The organism is Mycobacterium scrofulaceum (genome assembly GCF_002086735.1).
GTDB classification, from domain to species: Bacteria; Actinomycetota; Actinomycetes; order Mycobacteriales; family Mycobacteriaceae; genus Mycobacterium; species Mycobacterium scrofulaceum.
The window spans coordinates 60929-74379 of sequence record NZ_MVIJ01000012.1; the positions used below are offsets into that span (position 1 = coordinate 60929).

Sequence of the window (13451 nt, forward strand, 5' to 3'; positions counted from 1 at the left end):
GTGCGATTTTCGGCCCGGATTTTCGCCATGTGTTTCCCGCAAGCGGGAGGTGCCCCCCGCTCGCGGCGGGTGAACCGGCGCGGCGGCGGCATCGTGACCCACGATGAACCTTCAAGAGATAGTGGAGCCATGTATTACCTGCTGGTCCTGGCCGTCGCCATCGAACGCGTCGCGGAGCTGGTGGTCTCCACCCGAAACGCCCGGTGGTCTTTAGCCCAGGGCGCCAAGGAGTTTGGGCGACCGCATTACCCGGTGATGGTGGTGCTGCATACGGGGCTGCTCGTCGGCTGCCTCGTCGAGCCGTGGGCGCTGCACCGGCCTTTCATCGCGTGGCTGGGCTGGCCGATGCTGGCGGTGGTGGCCCTGAGCCAGGGCCTGCGCTGGTGGTGCATCGCCACGCTGGGCCGGCGGTGGAACACCCGGGTGATCGTGTTGCCGCAGGCCCCGCTGGTGCAACGGGGCCCCTACCGGTGGCTGCACCACCCGAACTATGTTGCAGTGGTGGCTGAGGGGTTGGCGCTGCCGTTGGTGCACACGGCGTGGCTGACCGCGGTGATTTTCACCCTGGCCAACGCGGCGTTGCTGCGGGTGCGGCTGCATGTCGAGAACTCCGCCCTGGGCTACACGTGAGCGATTACGACACCGACCTGTTGATCGTCGGCGGTGGCCCGGGCGGCCTGGCCACGGCGTTGCACGCCCGCCGCCACGGGCTTTCGGTGGTCGTCGCGGAACCGCGGGAGGGGCCGATCGACAAGGCGTGCGGCGAGGGCCTGATGCCCGGCGGGTTGGCCGAGCTGATGTCCCTCGGCGTCGACCCGGCCGGCATGCCTTTTCACGGAATCGCCTACGCGAGCGAGCACCGTCGGGCGCAGGCGCGGTTTCGCCGCGGGCCCGGCCGGGGCGTCCGACGTACCACACTGCACGCGGCGCTGGCCGCGCGCGCCAAAGAGCAAGACACCGAATGGCTTCGGGCGCGGGTGACCACCGTGCAGCAGGACGCCCACGGGGTGACGGCCGCCGGTGTGCGCGCGAAATGGTTGGTGGCCGCCGACGGTCTGCACTCTGCGGTCCGGCGGTCCGTCGGGATCGCGTCGACGGCCGGATCGCCGCGGCGCTACGGCGTGCGCTGGCATTTCCGGGTGCCGGCGTGGTCGGAGTTCGTCGAGGTGCACTGGTCACGCTGGGGCGAGGCGTACGTGACGCCGGTGGAGCCGGACCTGGTCGGGGTGGCGATCCTGTCGCGGGGACGGCCCGACCTGGCGTGGTTCCCCGAGCTGGCACGGCGGCTGGACGGCGCCGCTCGGGGCGAGCCGCGCGGGTGCGGGCCGTTGCGGCAGGTGGTTTCCCGCCGGGTCGCCGGGCGGGTGCTGCTGGTGGGCGACGCGGCGGGGTACGAGGACGCGCTGACCGGTGAGGGCATCAGCCTGGCCGTCAAGCAAGCGGCCGCGGCCGTCGCCGCCATCACCGCCGGCGAACCGTCGTCGTATGAGCTTGCGTGGCAACGGATCACCCGCAATTACCGGCTGCTGACGCGCGCGCTGGTGCTCGGCAGCGCCCCGCCGGTGGCGCGCCGCGCGATCGTGCCGGCCTGCAGGCTGCTGCCCGGCGCGTTCCGTCGCGGGGTGAACGTCCTGGCGTCCTAGCTCCCCGTAAAGGGCGAGCAGACACAAAATCGCATCACCCTCCGGCGTGTCGCGTGCTTTTGCGTCTGCTCGCGCCAGGTCCCCCGGCTCGCGCTACGTGACTAGCGCGCCTTCCAGACCGGCTCCCGCTTCTCGGCGAACGCCAGCGGCCCCTCCCTGGCGTCCTCCGACCTGAGCAGGCCGCGCATCTCGTTCATGGTCCGCGCCCACCCGGCTTCCTCGTCGGTGACCACGCCGTCGTCGACACCGTAGGCGATGCGCTTGCTGGCCTGCACCGACAGCGGGGCGTTGACCGTCACCCGCGCGGCCAGGTCCAGCGCGGCGTCGAGCACCGTCCCGCCCTTGACGACCTGGTTGATCAGGCCCCATTCGCAGGCGTCGGCGGCGGTGATCGGCTCGCCGGTCAACAGCAGCTCCATGCCCACCTTGCGCGGCAGCTGCTGCACGATCCGGAAGACACCACCGGCGGCCGCGATCAGGCCGCGTTTGACCTCCGGCAGGCCGAACTTCGCCCGCTCGTCGGCCACCACCAGGTCGCTGGCCAGGGCCAGCTCGGTGCCCCCGCCCAGCGCGGTGCCGTTGACCGCCGCGATGGTCGGCTTGTCGATGAAGTGGTGCACGTAGCCGGCGAACCCCCACTCGGGACGGTCGGGGTGGTAGATGTTCTCCCGGCGCGAGATCGCCTTGAGGTCGGCCCCGGCGCAGAACGACTTGTCGCCGGCGCCGGTGATCACCACGGCCCGCACGTCGGGGTCGCGCTGCGCCTCGTCGAGCGCGTTCCCGACGCCGACGCTGACGGCGCCGTTGACGGCGTTGCGTGCCTCGGGACGGTTGATGGTGATCACCATGACGTTGCCGCGGCGCTCGGCCAGCACCGCGGGCTGGTCGGCCGGGGCGTCCGTCACAGCAACTCCACGATGGTGGCGTTGGCCTGGCCACCGCCCTCGCACATCGTCTGCAGGCCGTAACGAATTCCCTTGTCCCGCATGTGGTAGAGCAGCGTGGTCATGATCCGCGCGCCCGAGCCGCCCAGCGGGTGGCCCAGCGCGATGGCGCCGCCGTTGGGGTTGAGCTTCTTCTCGTCGGCGCCGATATCCTTCAACCACGCCAGCGGGACGGGCGCGAACGCCTCGTTGACCTCGTAGGCCCCGATGTCGTCGATGGACAGGCCGGAGCGCTTCAGCGCCTTCTGGGTCGCCGGGATGGGCGCCGTCAGCATGATCACCGGGTCGGCGCCGGCCAGTACCGCGGTGTGCACCTTCGCGATCGGCTTGAGGCCGAGTTCCTTGGCCTTCTCGGCGGACATGAACAGGAGTGCGGCCGAACCGTCGGTGATCTGCGAGGAGTTGCCGGCGTGGATCACGCCGTCTTCCTTGAACGCCGGCTTCAGCGACGCCATCTTCTCCATTGTGGTGCCGCGGCGGATGCCCTCGTCCTTGAGCACGACATTGCCGTCCTGATCCTTGATGCCCACGATCTGGTCGTCGAACGCGCCCGAATCCTGTGCCGCCGCAGCCTTTTCGTGTGATGCCAGCGAGAACTCGTCGAGCGCGGTGCGGTCGAAGCCCCACTGCTCGGCGATCATTTCCGCGCCGATGCCCTGGTTCGGCGTCCGGTGGTACCGGTCCTTGAAAGCCTGGGGGTACGGGTTGCCGCCGTTGGCCAGCGACGAGCCCATCGGCGTCCGCGACATCGACTCGACACCGCCGGCGACCACGACGTCGTAGTGCCCGGCGACCACGCCCGCCGCGGCGAAGTGGATGGACTGCTGGCTCGACCCGCACTGGCGGTCGACGGTCACGCCCGGGACGGTCTCCGGCCAGCCGGCGGCCAGCAGGGCGGTGCGGCCGATGTCGAGGGCCTGCTCGCCGGCCTGCATCACGCAGCCCCAGATCACGTCGTCGACGATTCCCGGGTCGATACCGGCCTTGTCGACCAGCCCGTTCAGGACCTGCGCGGACAGGTCGGCCGGGTGCACCCCGGACAGCCCGCCGTTGCGCTTCCCGAGCGGTGAGCGCACTGCCTCGACGATGACGGCTTCAGCCATGGTTGGGTCTCCTTTGACGCGTGGAATTCAGACGACGGTCTTCCGTCGATTGTCAACCAACGCGTTGGACGGTCACCTGCCGGGGTCGCTCTGGTGGAAATGGGCGGGCGCACGCGACCCGACCGAGGTCCCCTGCAGAAGAGTCAGCGGGGACTCATCGGGTGTAGGGCACGGGGCGGGCGTTCGCGTACCCATCCCACCACCGGAACAAGCTGTCCATGTCCTGACCGCCGTGGACGTTGAGGAGCAACAGTTCCCGATCCCGTGTCCACTCGATATCGGGGGCGCCTTGGAAGGTGCCGCAGAAAATCTGCCCAGCGGCCTCACCCGGGTTCGCCGTGTAGTGCCACTGCCCCGGCGAGCCGGCCACGCCCGGACACGGCACGGGCGCGTAATCAGGCCCGCGGCTGGCCAGGTCATTCTGGAAAGCACGGTTCATCGAGTCCAGGTCGGCAAATCGGGTGAAGCGGCCGGCCATCGGAGCCGTCAGCCCGGCGTTTTGGTCGCACTCCAGGCCGGCCACCGACCCGGGGGCCGCGTTGCCGGCCGTTTCGCAGGCATTGCCCGCGAACCCGAAGGGCAACTCGTCAACGATTTGTTGCTCTTCGTTGTTGAACGGGACCGCGCCCGCGGGCGCAGCGCCGACGTGCGCGGTGAGACTCAAACCGCCCAGGAGAGTGAGCACACCGAAGGCGCTCCATGCGACCCGCCATGAAACCGGCTGCCGGCGCGGGCCGGGGAACGGAGGCGCGGACCCGCGAGGTGAATTGTCCATGCCAGCATTGGACGATTCGGCCGAAGGCGGGCGATAGGGACTGAAGTCGCCTCTTCCGGGACGTTGGGCTCTTCCCGCCCGCAGGTCGTGTACTCCGGGGCGCCGTACCAAGCGAACCGTTGCGTACCTCATCCGGCGGGGTACGCCACCGATTTGATCTCGGTGTACTGGTCGAACCCGGCGACGCCGTTCTGCCGTCCCACCCCGCTGTACTTGTAGCCGCCGAAGGGGGTGTCGGCGCCGTACGGCGCACCGCCGTTGACGCCCATGAAGCCGGCCCGGATCCGGCGGGCCACCGCCAGCGAGCGCTCCAGCGAGCCCGACATCACGTTGCCCGCCAGCCCGTAGCGGCTGTCGTTGGCGATCCGGATCGCGTCCTCCTCGTCGTCGAACGGGATGACGGCCAGCACCGGACCGAAGATCTCCTCCTGGGCGATCGTCATGGAGTTGTCGACGTCGGTGAAAAGCGTTGGCCTGATATAGAAGCCCTTGTCGAACCCGGTGGGCGCATCGGGGCCGCCGACGAGCGCCGTGGCGCCCTCCTCGACACCCTTGCGGATGTAGCCCATCACGCGGTTGCGCTGCACCTCCGAGATCACCGGCCCGCACAGCGTTCCGGGGTCCTGCGGGTCACCACACGTGACGTTCTCGTAGATGCTCTTGAGGATCTCCACGCCCTCGTCGTAGCGCGACCGCGGCAGCAGCATCCGGGTAGGGTTGGCGCAACCCTGGCCGGCGTGCATGCAGGGCGCGATGCCGATCGCGCACGCCATCCCGAAATCGGCGTCCTCCAGCACGATGGTGGCCGACTTGCCGCCGAGCTCGAGGAAGAGCCGCTTCATGGTGGCGGCGCCCTTCTCCATGATCCGCTGCCCCACCACGGTCGAACCGGTGAACGAGATCAGGTCGACCTTGGGCGAGAGCGTAAGTTCCTCGCCCACAAAGTGATCCGACGCGGTGACGACGTTCACGACGCCCGGGGGGATGTCGGTCTTCTCGGCGATCAGCCGGCCCAGCCGGGTCGCGTTGAACGGGGTGTTCGGCGCCGGCTTGAGCACCACCGTGTTGCCCGTCCCCAGCGCCTGGCCGAGCTTGTTGAGGGTGACCTCGAACGGGAAGTTCCACGGCACGATCGCGCCGACGACACCCACCGGCTCGCGCCAGACCTTCCGGGTGGTCAGCGTGCCGGTCAGGCTGATCACCTTGTCGCCCAGGTCCGTTTCCCAGGCGTACTCGTCGATCAGCCGGGCGGGGTAGCGCAACCCGTCTTCCAGCGGGGCGTCCAACTGGGGGCCGAAGGTGATGGCCCGGGGGGAGCCGACCTCGAGGATGAGCTCCTCGCGCAGCTCCTCCTTCTCCGACTCGATCGCCTCGTGCAGCTGCAACAGGCAGCGCTTGCGCAGCTCCCGGTTGGTCGACCAGTCGCTCTCGTCGAAGGCGCGCCGGGCGGCGTCGATCGCCCGGTGCATGTCCTCCTTGGACGCGTCGGCGACCTCGCCGAGCGGCTCCTCGGTCGCCGGGTTGATGTTCGTGAAGGTGCCGGCCTGGCCGTCGACGAGCTTGCCGTCGATCATCATCTTCGGCTCGAAGCGGACCTTTACAGCCTCAGTCATATCTGTCACTCTCTTCTGAGTCGTTCGAGGGGCTACAGAGAGCCTTACCGGAAACTAGCCGATTGGCAAGCTGCAACCTCCGCCGGGCCGGTCATCGCGGGTCGAAGAGCACCGGCACCGACGTCGGCGAGCGGAAAATCTGCCCACGGATGTGCGGGTCGTCCGCGTCGGGATCGAGCCGCAGGTTGGGCAAGCGGTCGAGCAAAAGGTTGATGGCGGTGCGCATCTCCAGGCGCGCCAGATGCATGCCGAGACAGACGTGCACGCCGTGCCCCCAGCCCAGATGCGCCCGTGCCTGGCGGAAGATGTCGAACCTGTCCGGATCGGGGTAGCGGTCCTCCTGCCGGTTCGCGGAGCCAAGCATCGGCATCACCGTCGAGCCGGCCGGTATCGGCACCCCGCCGAGTTCGGTGTCGCGGGTGGCCACCCGGGTGATGGTGAGCAGGGGTGGTTCCCACCGCACGCCCTCCTCGATGGCCTGCGGCAGCAGCGACCGGTCCGCGCGGATGGCATCCACCTGCGCCGGATCCGACAGCAGCGCGAGCAACAGGCTGCCCAGGGACCGGTACGTCGTCTCCACCCCGGCGGGCAGCAGCAGCCGCAAGAACGAGTAGATCTCCTCGTCCTTTAGCTTCTGCCCGTCGATCTCCGCCTCGGCCAGCGCGCTGATCAGGTCCTCCTTGGGGTCGGTGCGGCGGGCCTGCAGGATCGGCGCGAAGTACTCGCAGAGCGCGGCCGAGGCGGCAAGGCCGCGTTCGGGATTCAGGATCCAGCTGAGCAACGAGATGGACCAGCGCTGGAACTGGGGATAGTCCTCCTCCGGCAGGCCGAGCAGGCCGGCGATGATCCGGCTCGGGTAGTCGAAGGTGAATTCCTTGACCAGGTCGGCCTTTCCGTTCGCCGCGAACTTGTCGATCAGGCTGTTGCCCACCCGCCCGACGAGCTCGTCCTCCCAGCGCGCCAGCGCCTTCTGCGAGAACGCCTTCGACACCAGCGAGCGCAGCCGGCCGTGCACCGGTTCGTCCATGCCCAGCATGACGCGATCCCCCAGCACCGGCCCGAACGCGGCGATCACGGCCGCCGACGAGAACGTTTCGTTGTCGCGCAGCATCTGCTGGGCTTCCTCGTGCCGGTAGACGATGAAGACCGGCTTGGACTCCTCGTGCGGCATCCCCGACACATCCAGGCGCTGGATGGGCTCCTCGCGGCGCAGCCGCGCCAATTCGGTGTACGGGTCGCGCACGTCACCGGAGACGGCGTCGTCGAAGGCGCCGAAGTCCTCCAGGTCGTCGAATAGCTGTTCCATGCTTTCCCCTCAGTCCCCTTGACTTCCCTTGCGTTTCGCCGCCAGCGCGGCCAAACGCTGCAACACCGGCTGCGGTAGCACGCGCGCCGCGAACACCATCGCCCGTTGGCCCACCGTCAGCGGCCATGCCCCGTCCCGCATCGAGCCCTGTCTGGGGAGTCCGAGCACGACCCGCGACACGTGGTGCATGCCGGAAGACGGCAGGATTCTGTTGGCGGCCAGCAGCATCGAGGCGTCCGGCCCCACACCGCGGCGGCGGAAGGGCACCCGGTCGTCGAGCGCCTTGACCAGGCCGTCGGTGAACTTTTCGGGCGGCCTGGCGAGTTTCATCGCGGCCCTGCCCCGGGTGTTCATGGTGTTGTGCAGCCGGGCGTAGGGGCCGCCGAAGTCGCGATTGTCGATTGTCCCCGCGTCGGTGATGATCGCGGTGTCGTACATGCCGGCCACCAGGACGGTGACACCGAGACCGAAGGGCGCGATCTCGCACCCCATCGACTCACCCCATCGCTCCAGCGCCCCCTTGGCCGCCGAGTACGGCGCGGTGCCCGGCTGGCCGCGTACCCCGGCCGCACTCGATACCAGGACGACGCGACCCTCGCCCGCCGCCCGCATCGACGGCAGCAGAGCCTGGGTGAGCGCGACGGGGCCCAGGACACTGGTGGCGAACATGTTCTGCCACAGCGCCATATCGGCCTCTTCTACCATTCCGGCGGCCGAGATCCCGGCGTTGTGGACCAGCGCATAGGGGGCTCCGACGGCCTCCTCGATGGCCTTGGCCGCCGCCGAGATCGACGCGGGGTCCAGCAGGTCGAGTTGCACGCCGATCAGCCGATCGTCATCCTCGCCGGCCCCGGTGGCCTGCTGCAGCAGCGGGAGGCCGAGGTCGGGCGTGCGCATGGCCGCGACCACGCGCCAGCCTTCGCGGTGGAGCCGCACGGCGGAGGCGAACCCCAGACCGCGCGACGCGCCGGTGATGACGACGGTGCGCGGCTCAGCCATGGGCGCTCGGGGTTGCGCAGGCACCGACACCCGGCGGTGGCGGGTCGACGTGTGGACGCCCGTGGGGCTCCCCGCTGGCCCAGGTCGACCAGATGCCGACCGAGTACGGGCCCTGCGCACCGGCCTTCTCGTAATAGCCTTGCGGGTCATACACTTTCGCCTCCGGGTACGGCCACGGGCAGGCGACCGAGGTCGCCGCATGGCTGACCTTGATGACCCAGAACCACGCTCCGTAAGCGAAATACGACACGTTGATGATGGCGAACATCACCAGGAAGGTGCCGAGCACCGGGCGCGCCGGGAAGATCCTGGCCTTCGCGGCGAGCTTCTCGGCCACCGACTTACCGGTGTCGTCCCGGTAGCAGAGGATGGCCGCCGGAACCATCACGAAGGTCACCGAGAACGACTCCCAGATCAGCGGGAATTGGAAGGTCGTGCCGGTGAACACCGAGCCCCACGGGATGACCTGGGAGTAGATGTACATGCCCATGTGCACGAGTTGGATCTCCAGCCACGCGTCGAAGACGAAGCCGATCGCACACGTCAGCAACCCCAGGCTGACCAGCGGGTGCCGCGAGACGAACGCCGTCGGCCCGTACTTGGCCTGCAGTTTGCGCAGGATCCAGATCGCCGGGAAGTAGGGTCCGAAATAGAAAGTGACGTAACCGAATACGACGAACGGCTCGACGGTCGGCGACAGCGAGACCAGCGGCCAGGACTCCGGCCAGTGGATGAGATCCGGGTTGTACACCGCGAACGGGGCCCAGTTCATGATCGGGTCCTGCCACACGATCAGCGTGGTGCACAGGAACATCAGCATCACCGGGCTGCCCGGGTTGCGGCGCCAGCCCCTGATGAACACCACCAGCAGGACGAGCAACATGATGACGGTGGAGATGTGCAGGAAGGTGATGTAGTCGAGGCCGAAGATGGACCTGACCGGGCGGGGCCGGCCTTGGACGTTCGGGTTGGCGACGCGGGGGTCCAGCGCGACGCGGCAGTTCGCGATGAAGAAGAGGGCGAACGCGGCGAGGGCGGCCCCGGCGATCCAGCCGCCCCGGCCGTGCTTCTCGGTATGCCGCGGGGACGCCGGTTTGCCCTGCGCGACTGGCGGTATGGATTGATCAGTGCTCATGCGTTGACAGCCTCACTCTCCGAAGCGATCGACCAGATGCGAGTTGGTGCCGTCGGCGTCCAGAGTGCGGGCCACCAGATACCCCGCGCCCATCCACGCCCGCCGGGTCCATTTCCCGAAGGAGACGCGGGTGCCGGGGGCGCCCGACGCGGCGGGCATCATCTTCACCCGCTCCAGCGCCTCTTTGACCCCGCGCGGGCTCAGCGGGTGGGCATCGGCGAACGCGCGGACGAGTGTGGCGGCGACGTCATGGTTGACCACCGATACGCAATACTCGGGCCGGCTGCCGTCGTACTTCTTCGCGTAACGGTCGAGAAAGTCTTGGCCGAGCCGGTTCTCCTCGTCGTACTGGTCGACCCCGACCCAACCCATGAACGCGCTCCACATGATCGGGTTCACCCAGGCGTTTTGGAATGCGGTGGTGGTGAATCGCGGCGGATCCCAATCCACGGCCGCAAGCGCGGGGTTGATGAAGACGATGCCGAAGCCGAAGCCCAAATGCACGATCGCCTCGGCCTTGGCCTCGTGCAGCGTGCGGACGGCGTCGTTGATGTCCTGCGCGATCTGGGCGATCGCCGCTTCCGCGACGATGCGAATGCCCTTGCGGCGGCACGCGCTTCGCAGGTTCTTCAGGTAGCTCTCGCCGATGAGGTTCTGCTCCACGAGGACCCCGATTTCGGAGAGCCCGCGTTTGGCGACGAGGTCGGCGATGAAGATGGGCTCGTCGGTCATCGAGCCCTGCGGAAAAGCGAACGTCCATTCGCCCAGCCAGTCGTCGGTGCCGGTGACGCTGATCGCCGGCACCTTGAACCGCTCCTCGATCGCCTCGCGGGTCGGCACGCAGTTGTCGGTGATGTGCGGACCGAACACCAGCAGGCAGCCTTCGTCGACAAGCTCGCCGAACGCGTCGATCACGGCCTTGACCGAACCCTTCGGCAGGCCCTCCACCTCGCGGTAGATCATTTGCACGGGGCGATCGATCAGGCCCTGTTCCAGGGCCTCTCCGAAGACGAGGTCGAAGCACCGCGTGAAGCTCGCCATCAACTCCTCGGGGAAACCCGGTGGCAGCGTGAAGTCCATCAGGTAGCCGACCTTGATCGGCTCAGCGCTGCTTTCGTAGGACATCGGACCTCCCAGGACTTCACGCGCGCCGATTCACGTCGAACCTAATTTTTGTTCAGACACTAGCGGCGGGCGTATGCGGCGTCAATCATTCGCCCGACCCGCTCAGATAGACGTCGATCATCTCGGCCAGGGCCCTGCCGACCGCCACATCGTCGGTGAGCGGCCCGGCGATCGCGGCCCGTGCCGCCTCGCGCATCGTCAGCCCCTCGGCGACCAGCCTGCCGGCGGCGATCAGCAGCCGGGTCGACGCGACCTCGCGCAATCCCCCGGTCTCCAGTCGGCGGATCGCCTGCCCGAGACGCACCAGCTCCGCGGCGATCGCACCGTCCACGCCGGCCTCGTGTGCGACGATCCCCTCTTCGACATCGGCTGTGGGAAAGTCGAATTCGATGGCGACCAGCCGCTGCCGGGTGGAGTCCTTCAGGTCTTTCAGCACGCTCTGGTAGCCGGGGTTGTAGGACACCACCAGGCCGAACCCGGGTGCCGCGTCCAGCGTGACACCGAGGCGCTCGATCGGCAGTTGCCGCCGGTGATCCGCCAGCGGGTGCAGCACCACGGTGGTGTCCTGCCGCGCTTCCACCACCTCGTCGAGGTAGCAGATCGCCCCTTCGCGCACCGCACGCGTCAGCGGGCCGTCCACCCACACGGTTTCGTCGCCCTGCAGCAGGTAGCGGCCGACGAGGTCCGCGGTGGTGAGGTCGTCGTGGCAGGCGACGGTGATCAGCGGCCGGCCCAGGTCGTGAGCCATCGCCTCGACGAATCGCGTTTTGCCGCAACCCGTCGGCCCCTTCAGCACGAGGGCCAGGCCCTGGCGGTAGGCCGCCTTGAAGACCGCCCCCTCGCCGCCGATCGCCTTGTAGTAGGGGCGCGACCCGTCGACCTCGGGCATCGCGCCGTTCCGGTGCACCAGCTCGGACTCGTTGGCCATAGCTTCCCCTCTGCTACCCACGGTCAAAGGAGCCTATCGCGGACCAGATGTTTGTTTCAAGCCGCCTGACGAGCGCGTTTAACGCCGATGCGAGGACTTGGTGACGCGCTATCACGCCCCGCGCCGGACCTCGGCCGAGCGCAGCGCCGAGCGGAACAGCGGTCCGATCACCCCAGCCAGCCGGTCCGGTCGCGCGACGGTTGCGTGCGCCGCGCTGCCGAAGACCCGGCGCAGCGACGGCACGTCGGTCCCCGCGCCGACGGTCAGGCAGACGCAGCCGGTGCCGCGGCGACGGGCCTCGCCCAAGGCGCGGCGCGCGTCCGCGGCGCCGTAGGCCCGCTCGTAGCCGTGGTCGTAGGCGAGGCCGTCGGAGAGCACAACCAGCAGCCGCCGCGACGTGCCGCCGCGCGCCTCCAGCACCGCCGACCCGTGCCGAATGGCCGCGCCCAGACGCGAATACGCCCCTGGTTCAAGGCTGTTGAGCCGCTTCATGACCCGCGTATCGAGGCGGTCGTCGAATCGCTTGACCGGCACCATGCTCACCGCGCGCCGGCCCTGCGAGTAATAGGCGTAGAGCGCGACCCGGTCACCCAGGTCGTGCAGCGCGACCGCGAGGTTGGCGACCGCCACGCGTTGTTGCTCGTGCACCGTCCGGCCCACCGTGCCGGGCTCCGCCGCCGACCCGGACACGTCGAGCAGGAGCAATACGGACAGATCCCGCCGCCGGCGCAGGCTGTCGAGGTACACCGCCTCGTCGGGCACCGACCCCGCCAGCACGTCGACGCGGGCCTCGACCGCCGCGTCGAGGTCGATGTCGTCGCCCTGCGCTTGCCGGTGGCGCCGGTGCAGGCCCATCCCGAGCCGGGACAGCGGACGCCGGACGCCGATGCCGGCTCCGATCGCGTGCGTCGCCGAGGGTTTGAGTTCCGCTTCGACCTCGCGCACGGTGCACCACGCGGGCCGGTACCTCCTGCGCGTGGCATCCCATTCCGGATAGGTGGCACCGTCGCCGGCGGTGAGCGGCGCACCGCCATCCTCGCCGGACGTTGCGGCCAAGGAGGTCACCGCAGGCGGGCCCCGCTTGGCGGAGTTGGTCCGGTGCGTCGGGGCGTCCGCGCCGGGGGGCCCGCCGCCGCTCCCGGTCTTGCGCGCCGACGAGAGGATTCTCTTGAGCCACTTGCCGATGAAACCGCCACCGCCCACCGGGCTGGTGAACAGGTCGGGGTCGTCGGAGTCGTCGATGTCACCGTCGCCGAGTTCGTCCAGCTCCGGGGTGCCGCGGCTGCTCGGGACATGTCCCGGCGATTCGCCGTCCCGTTCGGCGGCCGCCCGGGCGCACGCGGCCAATACCTTCGCCGCCCGGATGACGCCGAATTCGGGCGCCGGATCGTCGATCACCGCCCGGCCCTTGGCGATCCGCAGCGAAGCGGCGGGCGAATCGGTGCGAGCCGCGATGCCGCGGTGGCCCAGCGCCGCGAGAACGCCCGGCAGCAGGTGGCCGTTGGCGACGAGCGCGCGGTGTCCCTCCATAGCCAGGTAGCGCCGGGCCAGCCGCGGGTGGCGCGCCAGGGCCCGCATGACGTCCGGGTCCAGGCTGCCGGCCGCGATCATCGACGCCTGCACGGCAACCGCTTCGAGCCGCCCGCGGTCGGTCGTGCCGGCGTCGACGTGAATCGTGTGGCCGTCGGTCCAAGGCTGCTCGCCCGGCCGCAGTTCGGCCACGGCCACCGCCCGGCCCGCAAGCGCCGACGCGAACATGCCGAGACCCGGCCACCGGTCAGCACGAACCTCGGTGGACACGCTCATCTCCGAACCGTGTGGACGTCGTTGACCAAATATCTGTTCCACCGTAAAGTCCGGTGGCATCGCAGTCAATCGGC

General features: G+C 69.2%; 12 protein-coding genes. 2 read left to right on the forward strand and 10 right to left on the reverse strand.

The genetic code is table 11. The features are described 5' to 3' along the window. The first annotated feature begins 129 nt into the window (after positions 1-129). Together BST44_RS10355 and BST44_RS10360 are read left to right on the forward strand one after the other, a co-directional pair. Entirely contained in the window at positions 130-630 is a 501-nt protein-coding gene (locus BST44_RS10355) for an isoprenylcysteine carboxyl methyltransferase family protein (protein ID WP_083177032.1), read from the forward strand. Next, positions 627-1643 (forward strand): NAD(P)/FAD-dependent oxidoreductase, encoded by a 1017-nt coding sequence (locus BST44_RS10360; protein ID WP_083177033.1) that lies wholly within the window; start codon positions 627-629, stop codon positions 1641-1643. The genes BST44_RS10355 and BST44_RS10360 overlap by 4 nt, the downstream gene beginning before the upstream one ends. 101 nt (positions 1644-1744) lie before the next feature. Here BST44_RS10360 and BST44_RS10365 read toward each other — a convergent pair whose 3' ends face one another. The 10 genes from BST44_RS10365 to BST44_RS10410 form a co-directional block, all read right to left on the reverse strand. Continuing rightward, positions 1745-2548: a crotonase/enoyl-CoA hydratase family protein gene (locus BST44_RS10365; RefSeq protein WP_083177034.1), complete on the reverse strand. Its 804-nt coding sequence runs from the start codon at positions 2546-2548 to the stop codon at positions 1745-1747. Beyond that, a complete protein-coding gene (locus tag BST44_RS10370; RefSeq protein ID WP_083177035.1) occupies positions 2545-3690 on the reverse strand; it encodes a thiolase family protein in 1146 nt (381 codons plus the stop codon). The genes BST44_RS10365 and BST44_RS10370 overlap by 4 nt, the downstream gene beginning before the upstream one ends. 154 nt (positions 3691-3844) lie before the next feature. Continuing rightward, on the reverse strand, positions 3845-4375 hold the full coding sequence (locus tag BST44_RS10375) for a hypothetical protein (protein ID WP_083177036.1): 531 nt from the start codon (positions 4373-4375) through the stop codon (positions 3845-3847). A gap of 218 nt (positions 4376-4593) precedes the next feature. After that, a complete protein-coding gene (locus BST44_RS10380; RefSeq protein ID WP_083177037.1) occupies positions 4594-6078 on the reverse strand; it encodes an aldehyde dehydrogenase family protein in 1485 nt (494 codons plus the stop codon). 91 nt (positions 6079-6169) lie between these two features. Further along, a complete protein-coding gene (locus BST44_RS10385) occupies positions 6170-7384 on the reverse strand; it encodes a cytochrome P450 (protein ID WP_083177038.1) in 1215 nt (404 codons plus the stop codon). A 9-nt stretch (positions 7385-7393) separates the two neighbouring features. Beyond that, positions 7394-8383: an SDR family oxidoreductase gene (locus BST44_RS10390; RefSeq protein ID WP_083177039.1), complete on the reverse strand. Its 990-nt coding sequence runs from the start codon at positions 8381-8383 to the stop codon at positions 7394-7396. Next, a complete protein-coding gene (locus BST44_RS10395) occupies positions 8376-9518 on the reverse strand; it encodes a spirocyclase AveC family protein (protein WP_083177040.1) in 1143 nt (380 codons plus the stop codon). The genes BST44_RS10390 and BST44_RS10395 overlap by 8 nt, the downstream gene beginning before the upstream one ends. A gap of 12 nt (positions 9519-9530) precedes the next feature. Further along, entirely contained in the window at positions 9531-10643 is a 1113-nt protein-coding gene (locus BST44_RS10400) for an ABC transporter substrate-binding protein (protein ID WP_083177041.1), read from the reverse strand. 85 nt (positions 10644-10728) lie between these two features. Further along, a complete protein-coding gene (locus BST44_RS10405) occupies positions 10729-11571 on the reverse strand; it encodes a CbbQ/NirQ/NorQ/GpvN family protein (RefSeq protein WP_083177042.1) in 843 nt (280 codons plus the stop codon). 111 nt (positions 11572-11682) lie between these two features. Next, positions 11683-13377 carry a nitric oxide reductase activation protein NorD gene (locus tag BST44_RS10410; RefSeq protein WP_083177043.1) on the reverse strand — a complete coding sequence of 565 codons (1695 nt, stop codon included), beginning with the start codon at positions 13375-13377 and terminating at the stop codon, positions 11683-11685. Positions 13378-13451 lie beyond the last annotated feature (74 nt).

Bases quoted from the DNA above. Each gene is read 5' to 3' on its own strand.
- BST44_RS10385 (WP_083177038.1), bottom strand. From the start codon at position 7,384: ATGGAACAGCTATTCGACGACCTGGAGGACTTCGGCGCCTTCGACGAC.
- BST44_RS10390 (WP_083177039.1), bottom strand. From the start codon at position 8,383: ATGGCTGAGCCGCGCACCGTCGTCATCACCGGCGCGTCGCGCGGTCTG.
- BST44_RS10405 (WP_083177042.1), bottom strand. From the start codon at position 11,571: ATGGCCAACGAGTCCGAGCTGGTGCACCGGAACGGCGCGATGCCCGAG.
- BST44_RS10380 (WP_083177037.1), bottom strand. From the start codon at position 6,078: ATGACTGAGGCTGTAAAGGTCCGCTTCGAGCCGAAGATGATGATCGAC.
- BST44_RS10410 (WP_083177043.1), bottom strand. From the start codon at position 13,377: ATGAGCGTGTCCACCGAGGTTCGTGCTGACCGGTGGCCGGGTCTCGGC.
- BST44_RS10355 (WP_083177032.1), top strand. From the start codon at position 130: ATGTATTACCTGCTGGTCCTGGCCGTCGCCATCGAACGCGTCGCGGAG.
- BST44_RS10370 (WP_083177035.1), bottom strand. From the start codon at position 3,690: ATGGCTGAAGCCGTCATCGTCGAGGCAGTGCGCTCACCGCTCGGGAAG.
- BST44_RS10400 (WP_083177041.1), bottom strand. From the start codon at position 10,643: ATGTCCTACGAAAGCAGCGCTGAGCCGATCAAGGTCGGCTACCTGATG.
- BST44_RS10395 (WP_083177040.1), bottom strand. From the start codon at position 9,518: ATGAGCACTGATCAATCCATACCGCCAGTCGCGCAGGGCAAACCGGCG.